Here is a 16,909-nt window from a genome sequence, read left to right as displayed (position 1 = left end):
CCCCCGGCAGATCCCCCTCCCCCTCCGATCCCCCCGTTTCATCTTGGCCCAAATATCCCGGGGGGAGTCCCGGAACGGGACGGGGGGCTGGCCCCCTCTTTCCATCCCCTGTCGCCTCTGATACCTCGCCGTTTCCCGGTCGCAGCCTACCCGGGTCACAAAAACAAGGGTACCGACATGACCACCACTCTCGTCTGCTCGGGCGGGCTCGATTCCGTCTCGCTCGCCCATGTGCTGGCGGGCCAGGGCCGCCTGTCCCGCATCGTCAGCTTCGATTACGGCCAGCGCCACCGCAAGGAACTGGACTTCGCGGCAAGCTGCGCGCGCCGCCTGGACGTGCCCTTCCACCTGGTCGACCTGTCGGGTCTGGGCACGGCGCTGTCGGGATCGGCGCTGACCGATGATCTGGCGGTCCCCGACGGCCATTACGCCGAAGAGACGATGCGCGTGACCGTCGTCCCCAACCGCAACGCCATCATGCTCAGCGTCGCCTTCGGCATCGCCGCGGCCCGGGGCGATGCGGCGGTGGCGGCGGCGGTGCATGGGGGCGACCATTTCATCTATCCCGACTGCCGCCCGGCCTTCACCGACGCCTTCGCCGCCATGCAGGATGCGGCGCTGGACGGCTATGCGCGGATCGCGCTGCACGTGCCTTTCGTCCATGCGACCAAGGCCGACATCGTCGCCGCCGGCGCCAGGGCGGGCACGCCCTTCGCGCAGACCTGGTCCTGCTACAAGGGGGGGCTGCACCACTGCGGGCGCTGCGGCACCTGCGTGGAACGGCGCGAGGCCTTTGACCTGGCCGGGGTCGCCGATCCGACCGACTACGAGGATCCCGACTTCTGGCGCAAGGCCGTCGCCGCCCATGCCGCAGGAGGGGCGTGATGTTCCGGATCAGCAAGGAATTCCACTTCAGCGCCTCGCACCGGCTGGACCATCTGGCCGCCGATCACCAATGCGCCCGCCTGCACGGGCACAACTACATCGTCGTGGTCGAGCTGGCGGCGCCGGATCTGAACGCGGACGGCTTCGTGCGCGACTATCACGAACTGGCCCCGCTCAAGGCCTATCTGGACGGGCAGTTCGACCACCGGCACCTGAACGAGGTGCTGGACATGCCCTCGACCGCCGAGAACCTGGCGCGGCACCTGTTCGACTGGTGCCGCGCCCGCTGGCCCGAGACCAGCGCCGTCCGGGTCAGCGAGACGCCCAAGACCTGGGCGGAATACCGGCCATGAAGGCGCCCGAGAAACCGCTGCGCATCGCCGAGATCTTCGGCCCGACCATCCAGGGCGAGGGCGCGCTGATCGGCCTGCCCACCGTCTTCGTGCGGGCGGGCGGCTGCGACTATCGCTGCGCCTGGTGCGATTCGATGCATGCCGTCGACAGCGCCTATCGCGAGACCTGGGCGGCGATGAGCACGGCCCAGGTCTGGGACCGGGTGTGCGCGCTGTCCGGCGGGCGGCCCCTGACGGTGTCGCTGTCGGGCGGCAACCCGGCGATCCAGGATTTCGGGCCGCTGATCGCGCGGGGCCGGGCCGAGGGCTATGATTTCGCGCTGGAGACGCAGGGCTCGGTCGCGCGGGACTGGTTCTCGGACCTGTCGATGCTGGTCCTCAGCCCCAAGCCGCCCTCCAGCGGAGAGCGTCCCGATTGGGCGGCCTTCGACGCCTGCCTTGCGGCGGGGCAGGGGGCGGGGGCCGTGGTGATGAAGATCGTGGTCTTCGACGATGCCGATTATGCCTGGGCGCAGGAGGTGGCGGGCCGCTATCCCGACCTGCCTTTGGTGCTGCAGCCGGGCAATCCCGAGGTCGATCCCGCCGTCCCGGTCGCGGCGCAGGACGTGGCCGACCGGCTGCTGTGGCTGGTCGAGAAGGTCACCGCCGACGGCTGGTTCCGCCCGCGCCTGCTGCCGCAGCTGCATGTCATGCTGTGGGGGAACCGGCGCGGCGTCTGATCCGCGACCCGCGACGGCCCCCTGCGCGCAGGTCTTTGAAGGTGGCCCGTCAGCGGGCCAGGAAGACCGGCACCCTGGCCTGCTCCAGCATGTTGCGCGTCGCGCCCCCCAGGATCGCCTCGCGCAGCCGCGAATGGCCATAGGCGCCCATGACGACCAGATCGGCGTCGATCTCCAGCGCGCGGCGGTTGATCTCGTCGCTGATGCGCGACGCGGTGCGGGCCAGCACCGCGATCTGGGCGCGCACGCCATGCCGGGTCAGCATCTGCGCCAGCGCCCCGCCGGGATCCGAGCGTTCGGGCCCCGAGCTGCGCGGGTCGATGCAGGTCAGCTCGACCAGCTCCGCCTCGCGCAGCAGCGGCAGGGCGCGACGGATGGCGGCCAGCGCCTCGGTCGACTGGTTCCACGCGACCAGCACCCGGCGCGGCGGCATCGCCACCGGCTGGTCGGGCGGCAGGACGAGGACCGGGCAGGTCCCCTCGAACAGGGCGGCCTCGGTCACCACCTCGGCGTCGCCCGGCTGGCTCTTCAGATAGGGGCTGGCCAGCACCGTCAGGTCCGAGAACCGCGCCCGTAGCCCGACCAGCCCGCTGATGCCGCCGGTCTGGGCCACCGCCGCCTCGCAGGACCAGCGCAGATCCGCGCTGCGGGCCAGATGGCGGCGGACCTGGGCGTCCAGCGTCCTGGCGTCCTGCAGGGCGCTGTCGATCGCCTCCTGCAGGCCGTAGGGCGTGCCGCCCGGAAAGAAATACCCCGCCTGGCTGTGATCCAGTCCCAGGCAGAGGATGTCCAGATGCGCGTCCTGCGCCACCGCCAACTGGACGGCGCCGTCCAGTTGCGCGATCTGCGCGGGGTCGCTGAGAACCGTCAGGATCGTCTTGTAGGCCATGCTCGCCTCCTGCTGTGAACGCGTCCAATCTGGACCGTTCCGTCAGGATCCACCTTGATCCCGATCAATCCCGGGGTTTGACGCAGATCAAGGTCTCGCCCCCGCCCCCGGCCTATCCCCCTTGGACCGGACCGCCCCCCACCCATGATTCGGGGGCCGGTCCACAGGGACGCAGATGGGGACGAGGCCGGCATGACGAACATTGTGAAACTGATCCTGCTGGGGGGGATGACGCTTTTCGCCGCGATCGGCGCCAACCTGGCCCGGGATCCGGCCTATATGGTCAATGCGCTGACGGTGATGCTGGTGGCGGGGGGCATGTTCCTGTGGACCGTGCGCCGCATCGACGAGCCCGCGGCCGTCGTCAACGCGAACGAATACATGGACGGCGTGGTGCGCGCCGGCGTCGTGGCCACCATGGGATGGGGCATCGTGGGCTTTCTGGTCGGCGTCGTCATCGCCTTCCAGCTGGCCTTCCCGGCGCTGAACTTCAGCGACCTGACGCAGGGCTACCTGAACTTCGGCAAGCTGCGCCCGCTGCACACCAGCGCGGTGATCTTCGCCTTCGGGGGCAACGCGCTGATCGCGACCAGCTTCTACGTGGTGCAGCGCACCTCGGCGGCGCGGCTCTGGGGCGGCAATGCGGCCTGGTTCGTCTTCTGGGGCTACAACCTGTTCATCGTGCTGGCGGCCACCGGCTATATCCTGGGCGCCACCCAGTCCAAGGAATATGCCGAGCCCGAATGGTATGTCGACCTGTGGCTGACGATCGTCTGGCTGACCTATCTGGCGGTCTTCCTGGGCACGATCATCCGCCGCCGCGAGCCGCATATCTACGTCGCCAACTGGTTCTACCTGGCCTTCATCATCACCATCGCGATGCTGCACGTCGTCAACAACCTGTCCGTGCCGGTCAGCATTTGGGGCAGCAAGTCCGTGCAGCTGTTCAGCGGCGTGCAGGATGCCATGGTGCAGTGGTGGTACGGCCACAACGCGGTCGGCTTCTTCCTGACGGCGGGCTTCCTGGGCATGATGTACTACTTCATCCCCAAGCAGGCCGAGCGCCCGGTCTATTCCTACAAGCTGTCGATCATCCACTTCTGGGCGATCATCTTCCTCTATATCTGGGCGGGGCCGCACCACCTGCACTACACCGCGCTGCCCGAATGGGCCGCGACCCTGGGGATGGTGTTCTCGATCATGCTGTGGATGCCCAGCTGGGGCGGCATGATCAACGGGCTGATGACCCTGTCGGGGGCCTGGGACAAGCTGCGCACCGATCCGATCATCCGCATGATGGTCGTCGCGGTGGGCTTCTACGGCATGGCGACCTTCGAGGGTCCGATGATGTCGATCAAGTCGGTGAACTCGCTCAGCCACTATACCGACTGGACCATCGGGCATGTCCATTCCGGCGCGCTCGGCTGGAACGGGATGATCACCTTCGGCGCGCTCTACTACCTGACGCCGCGCCTGTGGGGACGCGACCGGCTGTACAGCCTGTCCCTGGTGAACTGGCACTTCTGGTTGGCGACCATCGGCATCGTTCTCTACGCCAGCGCGATGTGGGTCACCGGCATCATGGAGGGGCTGATGTGGCGCGAGGTCGACCAGAACGGCTATCTGGTCAACGCCTTCGCCGACACCGTCGCCGCCAAGTTCCCGATGTATGTCGTGCGCGGCCTGGGCGGGGTCCTGTACCTGGCCGGCGCCATCATCATGGCTTGGAACCTGTGGGCGACCGTCGCCCGCCAGCCCAAGTCCGTCTCCACCGCCATCGCCGTTCCGGCCGAGTAAGGGATACCCGTCATGGCCATTCTGGACAGACACAAGATCATCGAGAAGAACGCGACCCTGCTGCTGGTCCTGTCCTTCCTGGTCGTCTCGATCGGCGGCATCGTGCAGATCACGCCGCTGTTCTACCTGGAGAACACCATCGAGGAGGTCGAGGGCGTGCGGCCCTACACGCCCCTGGAGCTGACCGGCCGCGACATCTATATTCGCGAGGGCTGCTATGTCTGCCACAGCCAGATGATCCGCCCGATGCGCGACGAGGTCGAGCGTTACGGTCATTACAGCCTGGCGGCGGAATCGATGTACGACCACCCCTTCCAGTGGGGATCCAAGCGGACCGGGCCGGATCTGGCCCGGGTGGGCGGGCGCTATTCGGACGAATGGCACATCGACCACCTGCGCGACCCGCAATCGGTGGTGCCCGAATCGATCATGCCCAAATACGCCTTCCTGCTGGACCGGGTGATCCGCCCCGACCACATCGCCGACCGGGTGCGGGCCGACCGGATGGTGGGCGTGCCCTATGACGACGCGATGGTGCAGAACGCGGCGGCCGACTTCCGCACCCAGGCCGATCCCTTCGGGGACGCGGCGGGGCTGCAGGAGCGCTATCCCGGCGCGCAGCTGCGCAACTTCGACCGCCAGCCGCAGCTGACCGAGATGGACGCCCTGATCGCCTATCTGCAGGTGCTGGGCACGATGGTCGACTTCTCGACCTTCGAACCCGACCCGAACCGCTGAGGGGGGCATCATGGAAACCTACAGCTTTCTTCGCACGCTTGCCGACAGCTGGGCCCTGCTGGCGCTGACGCTGGTCTTCGTGGGGGTGGTCGTCTTCGTCTTCCGCCCCTCTGGCCGCCGCGCCCAGAAGGATGCCGCCGAAAGCATCTTCCGCAACGAAACCCGTCCTGCCGAGGACAAGACCAAGGAGGACGAATGATGTCCGAAACCCCCCGCGACCCGGCAGACGACCACGCCTCGCCCGCCAATCCCGACAACCGGATCGGGCTGGGCCGCCAGAGCGCCGATGCCGACCATGCCGCCAAGATCGCCGGCGACATCCCCCCGCGCACGGCGCCCGACGCGCCGGTCACGCCCAGGGCCAAGGCCCGCCGCGGGGGCAAGCGCCACGGCGTGGCCCAGCAGGAGACCCCCTCGACCGGGCACCAGTGGGACGGGATCACCGAATACGACAACCCGATGCCGCGCTGGTGGCTGTGGACCTTCTACGCCACGATTGTCTGGGCGATCGGCTATGTCATCGCCTATCCGGCCATCCCGATGGTGACGCAGGCGACGCAGGGCCTGCTGAAGACCAATGCCCGCAGCGAGGTCGCGGCCGAGATCGACCGCTTCGCCCAAGCCAATGCGTCGGTCCAGTCCGCGCTGGTCGCGGCCGATCTGGACGACATTCCCGCCGATCCGCAGCTGATGGGCTTTGCCACCAATGCGGGCGGCGCGCTCTACCGGACCTGGTGCGCGCAATGCCACGGCGCGGGGGCGGCCGGGGCGCCGGGCTATCCCAACCTGCTGGACGACAGCTGGCTGTGGGGCGGCAGCCTGGCCGACATCCACCTGACCCTGCAGCACGGCATCCGCGATCCGCTGGACCCGGACACCCGCTATTCTGAAATGCCGCGCTATGGCACCGACGAGTTGCTGGAGCCCGCGCAGATCGTGCAGGTCGCGGGCTTTGTCCGCTCGCTGTCGGGCCTGGACCATGACGCCGCCGATGCGGCCGCGGGGGCCGGGATCTATGCCGACAACTGCGCGGCCTGCCACATGGACGACGGCAGCGGCGACCGGGGCCAGGGCGCGCCCGCGCTGAACGATCAGGTCTGGCTCTATGGCAGCGACCCCGAGACGCTGGTCCGCATCATCAGCCAGGGCCCCTATGGCGTCATGCCTGCCTGGAGCGACCGCCTGTCCGAGGCCGAGATCCGGTCGCTAGCGGTCTATGTTCACGGATTGGGCGGCGGCGAGTAGCGCCCCCCGATCCCCGGTTTCCGCGCGGGCCTGCCCTGCGCGGAAAAGTCCGGTCCCCCGGTCTGTTCGCGCGTTCCTCGGGGGACCGGCACCTTCTTCGCGGCCCCTCGTGCCGCGATCCCAGCTTCCGCGTCGGTCAGACCGCGCGGAGGGCCGGCCCCCGGTCTGTTCGCGCGTTCCTCGGGGGCCGGCAGTCTTTTCAGGCGACCAGTTCGCCCCGCAGCGAGTTCGCGGCGCTTTCCACGATCCGCACAGCGCGCAGGTCGCCCACCTGCACGGCATCGGTCTGCACGAAGACCGAATGCAGATAGTCCGACTTGCCAATCATCTGCCCGGTCTCGCGGCCCGCCTTCTCGAACAGCACGCCCACCGTGCGGCCCACCATGTCCTGCTGCACCGCCTTCTGCTTGCGGGTCAGCAGGGCCTGCAATTCCTGCAGCCGGGCATCGGCCACCGCCGGATCGACCTCGGGGCGGTCGAAGGCCGGGGTGCCCGGGCGGGGCGAATAGCGAAAGCTGTAGGCCATCGCGAAGCCGACCTTCTCGATCAGGTCCAGCGTGTCCCGATGGTCCTGATCGGTCTCTCCGGGAAAGCCCACGATGAAGTCGCTGGTCAGCAGGATGTCGGGCCGGGCCTCGCGGATGCGGTCGATCAGGCGCAGGTACTGCTGGGCGGTATGCTTGCGGTTCATCGCCTTCAGGATCCGGTCGCTGCCCGACTGCACCGGCAGGTGCAGATAGGGCATCAGCTGCGGCACGTCGCGATGCGCCGCGATCAGATCGTCGCCCATGTCGTTGGGATGGCTGGTCGTATAGCGGATGCGGTCCAGCCCGGCCACCTCGCCAAGCGCGCGGATCAGCCGGCCGAAGCCCCATTCCCCGCCCGTGCCCGTCCCGTGCCAGCCGTTGACGTTCTGGCCCAGCAGGGTGATCTCGCGCACGCCGCGCGCCACCAGATCGCGTGCCTCGGAGAGAATGCGCTCCGCCGGGCGGCTGACCTCGGCGCCGCGGGTGTAGGGAACCACGCAGAAGGCGCAGAACTTGTCGCAGCCCTCCTGCACGGTCAGGAAGGCTGCGGGCGCGCGGCGGGTGGCGCGGGCTGCGGGCAGGTGGTCGAACTTGTCTTCCTCGGGGAAGTCGGTCTGGATCGCGGGGATCTCGCCCCGCGCCATGGCAGGCAGGCGATGATAGGTCTGCGGGCCCACCACCAGATCGACCAGCGGCATGCGGCGGATGATCTCGGCCCCCTCGGCCTGCGCCACGCAGCCTGCCACGCCGATCTTCAGATCCGGGCGCGCGGCCTTCAAGGGCTTCAGGCGGCCCAGGTCGGAATACAGCTTCTCGGCGGCCTTCTCGCGGATATGGCAGGTGTTCAGCAGGACCATGTCGGCGTCGGCCTGATCCTCGGTCAGCACATAGCCCTCGGCGCCCATCGCCTCGGCCATGCGCTGGCTGTCATAGACGTTCATCTGGCAGCCATAGGTCTTGATGAATAGTTTTTTCGCGGCCGGGGTGCTGGCGGTCATGTCATGCTGTCCTTGGAGGTCGCGCAGCGATACAGCAAAGACAGGCTTTTGGAAAGGCACGGGATGGAGAGCGACCTGACGGGCATCCCCAATATCGGCCCCGCCACGGCGCGGTCGCTGATCGCGGCCGGCGTGCCAGACGCCGCGGCCCTGCGCGACATGGGGGCGGACGCGGCCTATCGCGCGCTGCTGACCGCCGGGGAACGCCCGCATTTCATCGGCTACTACGTGCTGCACATGGCCCTGCAGGGGCGCCCTTGGAACGACTGCAAGGGCGACGAGAAGGCCGCCCTGCGCGCCCGCTTCGACGCGCTGGTGGCCGAGGTCCGGGGCGTACCCCTGTCGGGGATCGAGGCGGCGCTGGACGAGTTGGGCCTGCGCCGCCCCTGAGGCTACTCTCCCGCCTGCCGCGTCTCGAACTGCAGGCCCGTCGCGCTGCGGTTGGGAAAGCCCGCCCAATAGCTGTGGGCGGCATCGGGCTGGTCGTCCTCGCCCATCGACCAGACGCCGTCGGCGCCGTCGGGGACAAGGTCCAGATACTCGGCCCTGTCCTCGCCCTTCAGGTGCTGGTCCAGGAAGGCGGTCGAGAAATGCTGCAGGATGTTGTTCATCCGCACCGTATCCCAGACCGGATCGGCGTAGTGGTCGAAGGGTGCCCGGCCGAGGCTGTCCGAAAAGGCCCAGGCCTCGAGCGGGGCGGGGATCGGGGCGGCAGCATTGTGGTTGGCATTCTGATAGGTCAGCAGGTGCCGGGTCGTGCCGGTCGTCTGGTCGAAGACCTGCCGGATCGCGTCATATTCCGACACGTCGTCGGCGCTGCCCGCGACCAGCATCAGGGGCTTTTCCAGACCGGCCAGCCCCTCGGCATCCCAGAAATCGGCCTGACGGCCCCAGGGGGCGATGGCGATCACCGCCTTGACGCGCGGATCGACCAGTGCCGCGTGATCGTCGCTGCCCGCCGCCAGACGGCCCAGCAGGTCCTGCGGCGGGACATAGCCCGCAGGCTCGGTCCGCGCGATCGCCGTCTGCGACAGCCCGGCGCCGCCGAAGATCAGCGCGCCGTAGCCGCCCATGGAATAGCCCACCACCGCCGCCCGGTCGGCATCGGTGACGGCGGCCAGGTCGTCGTCCAGCCCGGCCATGCTGTCCAGCAGGAAGCGCTGATCCACCGCCCGGTTCACCAGCGTCGAGGCGAAGGCCCCCTGATCGGCATAGGTGCTGTCGGGATGATCGGCCGCCACCACCACATAGCCCTTGGAGGCCAGGTTCTCGCCCAGATGGCTCATCAGGTGGCGGTTGCCGGGATAGCCGTGCGACAGGATCACCAGCGGAAAGGACCCCTGCGCGGGGTCCGCGTCGCGGGCGGCCGCGCCGGTCAGGACGGCGGGCGTCACCCCGTCGCGCAGGATCGTGTCATAGGTCCCGCCGGGCGGGGTCCCTTGGGCGGCGGGATACCAGATCTCGGCCTCCAGCACGCGATCGGCGGTGGGCGGGGTGCCTTCGGCGCCGGTGGCGATCACGTCGATGCGGTCCGCATCGGTGAAGGTCGCGGCCCGCACGCCGACCGGATGGTCCCCGGTGGCGGCCAGTTCGGGCGCGTCGGGGCGGATCAGGTCGATGCGGTTGTGGTCGGGACGGTCCTGGGCAGGACGGCCTTCGGCGGCCAGCGGCCCGGCGCAGGCCAGGCTCGCGGCACCGGCGATCAGCAGATGTCTCATGTCGGGGGTCCTCCGGCGGTTCCTCGGGGCGGACTGTGCCCGGCTTGCACGATCTGCACAAGCGCCGCACGCGGCCCCCATTGAACGCGGTCCCGCGCCCGGATAGCCTGCCCCCGACATCCAGCAAGGAGCCTGACCATGACCACCCCGCAAAGCTGGGAAGCCCGCGCCGACGAATACTCGCTGTACGGCTTCACCGACCTGCCAAGCGTGCATCAGCGCGGCGCGGTGGTCCTGACCCATGGCGAGGGGCCCTATGTCGTCGACGTGAACGGCAACCGCTATCTGGATGCCAATTCCGGCCTGTGGAACATGGTCGCGGGCTTCGACCACAAGGGCCTGGCCCAGGCCGCCAAGGACCAGTACGACCGCTTTCCGGGCTATCACGCCTTCTTCGGGCGCATGTCCGACCAGACGGTGATGCTGTCGGAGAAGCTGGTCGAGGTCTCGCCCTTCCCGCGCGGCAAGGTGTTCTACACCAACTCGGGTTCCGAGGCGAACGACACCATGGTCAAGATGCTGTGGTTCCTGCATGCCTCCGAGGGCAAGCCCGAAAAGCGCAAGATCCTGACCCGCTGGAACGCCTATCACGGCGTGACCGCGGTCTCGGCCAGCATGACCGGCAAGCCCTACAACTCGGTCTTCGGCCTGCCGCTGCCGGGCTTCATCCATCTGGGCTGCCCGCATTACTGGCGTTTCGGCGAGGATGGCGAGACCGAGGACCAGTTCACCGCCCGCCTGGCGCGCGAGTTGGAGGAGACGATCCTGCGCGAGGGCGTCGACACCATCGCGGGCTTCTTCGCCGAGCCGGTGCAGGGCGCGGGCGGGGTCATCCCACCCTCCAGGGGCTATTTCCAGGCGATCCTGCCGGTCCTGAAGAAATACGGCATCCCGATGATCGCCGACGAGGTCATCACGGGCTTTGGCCGCACCGGCAACACCTGGGGCAGCGAGACCTATGACTTCGTGCCCGACGCCATCATCAGTTCCAAGAACCTGACGGCGGGGCTGTTCCCGATGGGCGCGGTCATCCTGGGCCCCGAACTGACCGACCGGCTGCAGGCCGCCATCGACGTGATCGAGGAGTTCCCCCACGGCTTCACCGCCTCGGGCCATCCGGTCGGCTGCGCCATCGCGCTGAAGGCCATCGACGTGGTGATGAACGAGGGGCTGGCGCAGAACGTCATCGACCTGGCCCCGCGCTTCGAGGACGGGCTGCGGCAGCTGGCCCAGAACCCCAATATCGGCGAATATCGCGGCGTGGGCTTCATGTGGGCGCTGGAGGCGGTGCGCGACAAGGCGACCAAGACCCCGTTCGAGGGGCATCTGTCGGTCAGCGAGCGCATCGCCAACACCTGCACCGACATGGGCCTGATCTGCCGCCCCCTGGGCCAGTCCATCGTTCTGTGCCCGCCCTTTGTCATGACCCCCGCCCAGATGGACGAGATGTTCGAGAAGCTGGACAAGGCGCTTGGCAAGGTCTTTGCCGAACTGGCCTGACGTGACGCCCTCCGCCCCCGCCGGGGGCGGGACCGCTTTCCTTTCGCACCGGATACCGCCGCCATGATTCCCGCCCGCTACGCGCCCGTCCTGTTCGGCTTCATCCTGTCCGGGCTGATGTCCGCGCTCGTCTCGGCCATCGCGACCTTCCGCGCGGCGGGCATGGCCGACGGGGTGGCCGGGCTGTGGCTGGGGACCTGGCTGTCCAGCTGGGCGGTGGCCTTTCCCGCCGTTCTGGTCGTGGCCCCCCTGGCCCGGCGGCTGGTCGCGCGACTGACACGGGCCTGAGCCGGGACGGGCTGCAGGTCTGACCACCTGGGGGCCTCGTATCGGCGGCGCGGCCGGCAGGGACCGGCGGTTGGCGTGGTGAAAACGGCAGGGACAGGCGGTGCGGACATGCAGCTCTCGAGCAAATGGCCGGACACCGGCGGCACGACCTCCAGGGTCGCCCCTCCTCGGTTCTGTCCTCACTCATCCAGCCGCATCCGCGCGGTGGGGCGCAGGCGCGGACCCTCGGGCGTCATCTCGATGGCCAGCGCGCCCGAGGCGCGCAGCCGGTCCGGATCCAGCAGCAGGCAGGGCGGCGGGCCGTCGAACGCCACGGGTTCCGAGGCCACGACGATGCGGCGGGCGCGGCATTCGGGCAGGGCGCGCGCACCCGATCCCTTGCCGGTCAGATGCACCACCTGCCAGCCCTGCGGCAGGTCCGCCCACCGGTCGCGCCGGTCTCCCGTCCAGCCCGGTCGGGCGGCGGCCACCATCTGGTCGGCCATGTCGCCATCCTCCTGCAGCCAGGTCGAGACGACGAAGGCCCCGCCCGCCGGCTTGGACACCGCCCGCCCGGCAGGGGTCATCAGCCCCACCGCCTCGCCCTCGGGCGCGACCAGCAGAAGCGGGCGCCGCGCCGTCCCCCACAGGACCGCCGAGGCTGCCAGCAGCGCCAGCGCCAGCCCAAGGCCCACTCGGCTGGCCGGGCCGCGCAGTCCCGGCGGACGCCAGCACAGGATGGCCAGCACCGCGCCGAACCCCATCAATGCCACGACGCCGCCGGGGGGCTTCGTCACCCCGATGACCGCGCCGTCCAGATCCGCCACGAAGCGCGCCACCCACAGCATCCATTCGGTGCCGATGCCCATGACCCACAGGGCCGGCGCCTCCAGCCCCACGAGTGCCAGCACGGCGCCGATCACGCCCGCGGGCATCACCAGCGTGCCCATGACCGGCACCGCCAGCAGGTTGGCCAGCATCCCGTATTGCGCCATCCAGTTGAAATGAGCCGCCGCGATCGGCGCGGTCGCCAGCCCCGCCACCAGCGACGACACGAACAGCATCGCCACCGGCCGCAGCCACCACGGCAGGCGCGGCGCGATCCGCGACCACGGCCCGAAGGTCAGGATCAGCGCGATGGTGGCCGCGAAGCTCATCTGGAAGCCGGCGCTGGTCACCGCCTCGGGGCTGTAGATCAGCACCAGCGTCGCGGCCAGCGCCACGGTCCGAAGCGAGATCGCCCGCCGGTCCGCGATGATCGCCCCCAGCATCACGGCGACCATGATGAAGGCGCGTTCGGTCGCCACGCCGCCGCCCGACAGCCACAGATAGGCCGCCGCCGCCGCCAGCGCCACGCCCGCCGCCACCTTGTGCAGGGGCCGCGCCAGCCCGATCCCCGCCCCTTGCACCGCGACCAGCACCAACCGCACCGCCCCGTAGACGAAGCCCGCCAGCATCCCCATGTGCAGCCCGGAAATCGAGATGATGTGGTAGAGGTTCGAGGCGCGCATGACCGCGTTCGTCTCCTCCGAGATGCCCGAGCGGTCGCCGGTCATCAGCGCCGCCGCCACCGCGCCCGCCTGCCCGCCGATGCGGTCGCGGATCGCGGCGCTGATCGCCATGCGGGCGCGGTGCAGGCCCCAGACCCCGTCCTGGGGCGGGGCCACGGCCATGATCGGGGTCCGCGAATAGCCGACCGCCCCCAGCCCGTCGAACCAGGCATGCAGGCGGAAATCGAAGCTGCCGGGGGATGCGGGCGCCGGGGGCGGGCCCAGATGCCCGGTCAGCATCACCCTTTGGCCCAAAGGCGGCAGCGGCTCGTCGCCCATCAGGGACAGGCGCACGCGCTCGGGCGTGCGGGCGGGGGACAGGTCGTGCAGCACGACCCGGTCCAGCGTCAGCCGCATCCGGTCCCGGCCCGAGCGGTCGATCTGGATCACCCGCCCCTCGATGGGGCCGTAATAGCGCCATTGCAGCACGGGGGCCGCGACATGGGCCGCGCGCTGGCCCACCAGCCCCACGCCAAGCGCCATGAAGCACAGCGCCAGCGCCCCCAGATGGGCGGCATCCGCCTCCGGCCAGCCGATCGCCCCCCGCGCGGCCCATCGCGGCGCCGTCGAGGCCACCATCACGCCCGCCGCCAGCACGGCGGCCAGCAGCGCCCAGTCCGCGGCCCCCAGCAGCCCGGGGCGCAGGAACCACAGCCCGATCCCCGCCGACAGGCAGACGGGCACCCAGGGAAACAGCCCAGCCCGCAGCGCCGCCGCCGGGCGGGGGCGGGCGACGGGCCGGGCGCGGTCCGGCCGTGCGGGGATCAGGGGGGCCGCAGCCGATGCCGGGGGGGGGCAACATCCTTGTCCTTTCCGGACCCGTTGACTATCACTCGGGCCAAAGATGGCATGGCGGTGCTTACTAAAGCGTTAACGCCCGTCCTGCACAGCCCCGAACCTGCCCGAAGGCCGCCATGACCCAGACCCCCGTCGTCACCCGCTTTGCCCCCTCGCCCACCGGCTACCTGCATGTGGGGGGCGCGCGGACGGCGCTGTTCAACTGGCTGTTTGCCCGCGGCCGGGGCGGCAAATTCCTGCTGCGGATCGAGGATACCGACCGCGCCCGCTCCACCCCCGAGGCGACGGCCGCGATCCTCAAGGGCCTGGAATGGCTGGGTCTGGACTGGGACGGCGAGCCGGTCAGCCAGTTCGCCGGCAAGGACCGCCATGCCGAGGTCGCCCACCTGATGCTGGAGAACGGCACCGCCTATCGCTGCTTCTCGACCACCGACGAGATCGCCGCCTGGCGCGAGGCCAACCCGCGCCAGCCCTTCATCAGCCCCTGGCGCGACGCGGCGGACCTGCCCGACGCGCCCTTCGCGATCCGGCTGAAGGCGCCCCGGTCGGGCGAGACGGTGATCGAGGACCAGGTGCAGGGCGCGGTGCGCGTCGCCAACGACCAGCTGGACGACATGGTCCTGTTACGCAGCGACGGCACGCCCACCTACATGCTGGCGGTGGTGGTCGACGATCACGACATGGGCGTGACCCATGTGATCCGAGGCGACGACCACCTGACCAACACCGCGCGCCAGATCCAGATCTATGACGCGATGGGCTGGGACCGCCCGGTCTTTGCCCATATCCCGCTGATCCATGGCGAGGACGGCAAGAAGCTGTCCAAGCGCCACGGCGCGGTGGGCCTGCACGAATTCGCGGCGCTCGGCTATCCTCCGGCGGCGATGCGCAACTATCTGGCACGGCTTGGCTGGAGCCATGGCGACGACGAGCTGTTCGACGACGCCCAGGCCCTCGAGTGGTTCGGGCTGGAGGGCATCGGCCGCGCGCCCGCCCGGCTGGACTTCAAGAAGCTGGAGCATGTCAGCGGCCACCATCTGGGCGCCATGCCCGACGAGGCCGCGCTGGCTGCACTGCAGCATTACCTGGCCGAGACGGGTGCCCCCGCCCTGAGCGACACGCAGCGCGGGCGCATCCTGGCGGCCATGCCCGCGCTGAAGGACAAGGCCCGCACGCTGCCCGCATTGCTGGACCAGGCGCGCTTTGCGATGATCGACCGGCCGGTGCAGCCCGACGACAAGGCGGCCAAGGCGCTGGACACGGTATCCCGTGGTATGCTGAAATCCTTGACCGCCGCAGTGCAGAATGCTAGCTGGAGCCGAGACGATCTGGAGGAGGCGGCCCAGAAGGTCGCATCGGAAAACGGTGTCGGACTGGGCAAGATCGCAGGGCCCCTGCGCGCCGCCTTGGCCGGGACCAGCACGACCCCCAGTGTGTTCGACATGATGACTGCGCTCGGCCGCGAGGAAACTCTGGCCCGGCTTCAGGACCAGACCGATTTGGCAGGCTGAAGCCTGCCTTCACATGCTTGGGCTGTCTGACGGGTTATGCGACGGACCGCCCGGCCAAAGCCGGAAAGGACGCCTTGCATGGCCGACAAGACCGCCACGTTGCGTATCAACGACCAGGACTATGACCTGCCCATCCTGACCCCGACCCAGGGGCCGGAGGTGCTGGACATCCGCAAGCTCTATGGGCAGGCGGACGTGTTCACCTATGACCCGGGCTTCACCTCGACCGCCAGCTGCGATTCGACCATCACCTATATCGACGGCGACAAGGGAGAGCTGTGGTATCGCGGCTATCCGATCGAGCAGCTGGCCGCCAATTCCAACTATCTGGAAGTCTGTTACCTCCTGCTCTACGCCGAGCTGCCGACCCCCGATCAGATGCGCGACTTCGAGTTCCGCGTGACGCGGCACACGATGGTGCACGAGCAGATGCACAACTTCTTCCGCGGCTTCCGCCGGGACGCGCATCCGATGGCCACGATGGTCGGCGTGATCGGGGCCATGTCGGCCTTCTACCACGATTCGACCGATGTGAACGATCCTTGGCAGCGCGAGGTCGCGGCCATCCGCCTGATCGCCAAGCTGCCCACGATCGCGGCGATGGCCTACAAGTATTCGATCGGCCAGCCCTTCGTCTATCCGCAGAACGACCTGGATTACGCCAGCAACTTCCTGAACATGTGCTTTTCGGTCCCGGCCGAGAAATACAACGTCGATCCGGCCCTGGCCCGCGCCATGGACCGCATCTTCACGCTGCATGCCGATCACGAGCAGAACGCCTCGACCTCGACCGTGCGTCTGGCGGGCTCGTCGGGGGCCAACCCCTTCGCCTGCATCGCGGCGGGCATCGCCTGCCTGTGGGGCCCCGCCCATGGCGGCGCCAACCAGGCCTGCCTGGAGATGCTGCGCGAGATCGGGACCGTCGACCGCATCCCGGAATTCATCGCCCGGGCGAAGGACAAGAACGATCCCTTCAAGCTGATGGGCTTCGGCCACCGGGTCTACAAGAACTTCGACCCGCGCGCGACGGTCATGAAGGAATCGGCCGACGAGGTCCTGGAGCTGCTGGGCGTGGGCGACAACCCCACCCTGCAGGTCGCCAAGGAGCTGGAGAAGATCGCGCTGGAGGACGAGTACTTCATCGAGAAGAAGCTCTATCCCAACGTGGACTTCTATTCGGGCATCATCCTGGAGGCGATGGGCTTCCCGACCTCGATGTTCACGCCGATCTTCGCGCTGTCGCGCACGGTGGGCTGGATCGCGCAGTGGAAAGAGATGATCGGCGATCCGCAGAACAAGATCGGCCGCCCGCGCCAGCTGTATGTCGGCAGCGCCAAGCGCGACTATGTCGATCTGAACGCACGCTGAGCGCCCCCGGGGCATCGGATCGGGGCCCCTTCGGGGGCCCCTTTTT

The 16,909-nt window shown here is 69.1% G+C and carries 16 protein-coding genes; 12 read left to right on the top strand and 4 right to left on the bottom strand.

The annotated features are described in order from the left end of the window. Nucleotides 1–177: 177 nt before the first annotated feature. Genes queC through queE form a run of 3 tightly spaced genes read left to right on the top strand, consistent with a single transcriptional unit; the run spans nt 178 to nt 1,957 of the window. Nucleotides 178–885, top strand: a complete 708-nt coding sequence (gene queC, locus E4191_RS13605; RefSeq protein ID WP_135313878.1) for a 7-cyano-7-deazaguanine synthase QueC — start codon at nt 178–180, stop codon at nt 883–885. Further along, nucleotides 885–1,238: a 6-carboxytetrahydropterin synthase QueD gene (gene queD, locus E4191_RS13600; RefSeq protein ID WP_135313877.1), complete on the top strand. Its 354-nt coding sequence runs from the start codon at nt 885–887 to the stop codon at nt 1,236–1,238. Before queC ends, queD begins: the two co-directional genes overlap by 1 nt. Then, the gene (gene queE, locus E4191_RS13595) at nt 1,235–1,957 is read left to right on the top strand and encodes a 7-carboxy-7-deazaguanine synthase QueE (RefSeq protein ID WP_135313876.1); all 723 of its coding nucleotides are present in this window, start codon (nt 1,235–1,237) and stop codon (nt 1,955–1,957) included. Before queD ends, queE begins: the two co-directional genes overlap by 4 nt. A gap of 49 nt (nt 1,958–2,006) precedes the next feature. Here the strand turns inward: queE and E4191_RS13590 are convergent, their stop codons facing one another. After that, nucleotides 2,007–2,846 carry a universal stress protein gene (locus E4191_RS13590; RefSeq protein ID WP_135313875.1) on the bottom strand — a complete coding sequence of 280 codons (840 nt, stop codon included), beginning with the start codon at nt 2,844–2,846 and terminating at the stop codon, nt 2,007–2,009. A gap of 192 nt (nt 2,847–3,038) precedes the next feature. Between E4191_RS13590 and ccoN the strand changes: the two genes are divergently transcribed. The 4 genes from ccoN to ccoP are packed head-to-tail and all read left to right on the top strand — an operon-like array spanning nt 3,039 to nt 6,626. Further along, on the top strand, nt 3,039–4,643 hold the full coding sequence (gene ccoN / locus E4191_RS13585; protein ID WP_135313874.1) for a cytochrome-c oxidase, cbb3-type subunit I: 1,605 nt from the start codon (nt 3,039–3,041) through the stop codon (nt 4,641–4,643). A gap of 12 nt (nt 4,644–4,655) precedes the next feature. Next, a complete protein-coding gene (ccoO, locus tag E4191_RS13580) occupies nt 4,656–5,381 on the top strand; it encodes a cytochrome-c oxidase, cbb3-type subunit II (RefSeq protein ID WP_135313873.1) in 726 nt (241 codons plus the stop codon). Between the two features lie 10 nt (nt 5,382–5,391). Then, on the top strand, nt 5,392–5,580 hold the full coding sequence (locus tag E4191_RS13575) for a CcoQ/FixQ family Cbb3-type cytochrome c oxidase assembly chaperone (protein WP_135313872.1): 189 nt from the start codon (nt 5,392–5,394) through the stop codon (nt 5,578–5,580). Beyond that, a complete protein-coding gene (ccoP, locus tag E4191_RS13570) occupies nt 5,577–6,626 on the top strand; it encodes a cytochrome-c oxidase, cbb3-type subunit III (RefSeq protein ID WP_228461329.1) in 1,050 nt (349 codons plus the stop codon). Before E4191_RS13575 ends, ccoP begins: the two co-directional genes overlap by 4 nt. Nucleotides 6,627–6,825: 199 nt before the next feature. Here ccoP and miaB read toward each other — a convergent pair whose 3' ends face one another. Continuing rightward, on the bottom strand, nt 6,826–8,151 hold the full coding sequence (miaB, locus tag E4191_RS13565) for a tRNA (N6-isopentenyl adenosine(37)-C2)-methylthiotransferase MiaB (protein WP_135313871.1): 1,326 nt from the start codon (nt 8,149–8,151) through the stop codon (nt 6,826–6,828). Between the two features lie 63 nt (nt 8,152–8,214). On the opposite strand from miaB, the gene E4191_RS13560 reads away from it, so the two are divergent. Continuing rightward, nucleotides 8,215–8,541 carry a TfoX/Sxy family protein gene (locus E4191_RS13560; protein ID WP_135313870.1) on the top strand — a complete coding sequence of 109 codons (327 nt, stop codon included), beginning with the start codon at nt 8,215–8,217 and terminating at the stop codon, nt 8,539–8,541. A 2-nt stretch (nt 8,542–8,543) separates the two neighbouring features. Here the strand turns inward: E4191_RS13560 and E4191_RS13555 are convergent, their stop codons facing one another. Continuing rightward, complete coding sequence (locus E4191_RS13555) at nt 8,544–9,869, bottom strand: alpha/beta hydrolase family protein (RefSeq protein ID WP_135313869.1); 1,326 nt, start codon at nt 9,867–9,869, stop codon at nt 8,544–8,546. Between the two features lie 138 nt (nt 9,870–10,007). Between E4191_RS13555 and E4191_RS13550 the strand changes: the two genes are divergently transcribed. Continuing rightward, complete coding sequence (locus E4191_RS13550) at nt 10,008–11,369, top strand: aminotransferase (RefSeq protein WP_135313868.1); 1,362 nt, start codon at nt 10,008–10,010, stop codon at nt 11,367–11,369. A gap of 63 nt (nt 11,370–11,432) precedes the next feature. Continuing rightward, nucleotides 11,433–11,657, top strand: coding sequence for a DUF2798 domain-containing protein (locus tag E4191_RS13545; protein WP_135313867.1), 225 nt, complete (start codon nt 11,433–11,435; stop codon nt 11,655–11,657). Nucleotides 11,658–11,836: 179 nt separating this feature from the next. On the opposite strand, the gene E4191_RS13540 is transcribed toward E4191_RS13545, so the two are convergent. Then, entirely contained in the window at nt 11,837–13,870 is a 2,034-nt protein-coding gene (locus E4191_RS13540; protein ID WP_228461328.1) for a ComEC/Rec2 family competence protein, read from the bottom strand. 230 nt (nt 13,871–14,100) lie between these two features. Here E4191_RS13540 and gltX point away from each other — a divergent pair, with 230 nt between their 5' ends. Both gltX and E4191_RS13530 read left to right on the top strand, forming a co-directional pair. Further along, nucleotides 14,101–15,495 carry a glutamate--tRNA ligase gene (gltX, locus tag E4191_RS13535; protein ID WP_135313865.1) on the top strand — a complete coding sequence of 465 codons (1,395 nt, stop codon included), beginning with the start codon at nt 14,101–14,103 and terminating at the stop codon, nt 15,493–15,495. A gap of 78 nt (nt 15,496–15,573) precedes the next feature. Further along, entirely contained in the window at nt 15,574–16,863 is a 1,290-nt protein-coding gene (locus E4191_RS13530) for a citrate synthase (protein ID WP_135313864.1), read from the top strand. The last annotated feature ends 46 nt before the right edge of the window (nt 16,864–16,909 follow it).

Source organism: Paracoccus liaowanqingii (genome assembly GCF_004683865.2).
Lineage (GTDB): Bacteria > Pseudomonadota > Alphaproteobacteria > Rhodobacterales > Rhodobacteraceae > Paracoccus > Paracoccus liaowanqingii.
Note: the sequence above shows the minus strand (reverse complement) of the source record. Positions and strands in the feature narration are given on the sequence as shown.

Coding starts and splice junctions, on each gene's coding strand:
- E4191_RS13555 (WP_135313869.1), bottom strand. CDS start 9,869: ATGAGACATCTGCTGATCGCCGGTGCCGCGAGCCTGGCCTGCGCCGGG.
- queE (WP_135313876.1), top strand. CDS start 1,235: ATGAAGGCGCCCGAGAAACCGCTGCGCATCGCCGAGATCTTCGGCCCG.
- E4191_RS13590 (WP_135313875.1), bottom strand. CDS start 2,846: ATGGCCTACAAGACGATCCTGACGGTTCTCAGCGACCCCGCGCAGATC.
- ccoP (WP_228461329.1), top strand. CDS start 5,577: ATGATGTCCGAAACCCCCCGCGACCCGGCAGACGACCACGCCTCGCCC.
- E4191_RS13530 (WP_135313864.1), top strand. CDS start 15,574: ATGGCCGACAAGACCGCCACGTTGCGTATCAACGACCAGGACTATGAC.
- gltX (WP_135313865.1), top strand. CDS start 14,101: ATGACCCAGACCCCCGTCGTCACCCGCTTTGCCCCCTCGCCCACCGGC.
- ccoN (WP_135313874.1), top strand. CDS start 3,039: ATGACGAACATTGTGAAACTGATCCTGCTGGGGGGGATGACGCTTTTC.
- ccoO (WP_135313873.1), top strand. CDS start 4,656: ATGGCCATTCTGGACAGACACAAGATCATCGAGAAGAACGCGACCCTG.
- queC (WP_135313878.1), top strand. CDS start 178: ATGACCACCACTCTCGTCTGCTCGGGCGGGCTCGATTCCGTCTCGCTC.
- queD (WP_135313877.1), top strand. CDS start 885: ATGTTCCGGATCAGCAAGGAATTCCACTTCAGCGCCTCGCACCGGCTG.
- miaB (WP_135313871.1), bottom strand. CDS start 8,151: ATGACCGCCAGCACCCCGGCCGCGAAAAAACTATTCATCAAGACCTAT.
- E4191_RS13560 (WP_135313870.1), top strand. CDS start 8,215: ATGGAGAGCGACCTGACGGGCATCCCCAATATCGGCCCCGCCACGGCG.
- E4191_RS13575 (WP_135313872.1), top strand. CDS start 5,392: ATGGAAACCTACAGCTTTCTTCGCACGCTTGCCGACAGCTGGGCCCTG.
- E4191_RS13550 (WP_135313868.1), top strand. CDS start 10,008: ATGACCACCCCGCAAAGCTGGGAAGCCCGCGCCGACGAATACTCGCTG.
- E4191_RS13545 (WP_135313867.1), top strand. CDS start 11,433: ATGATTCCCGCCCGCTACGCGCCCGTCCTGTTCGGCTTCATCCTGTCC.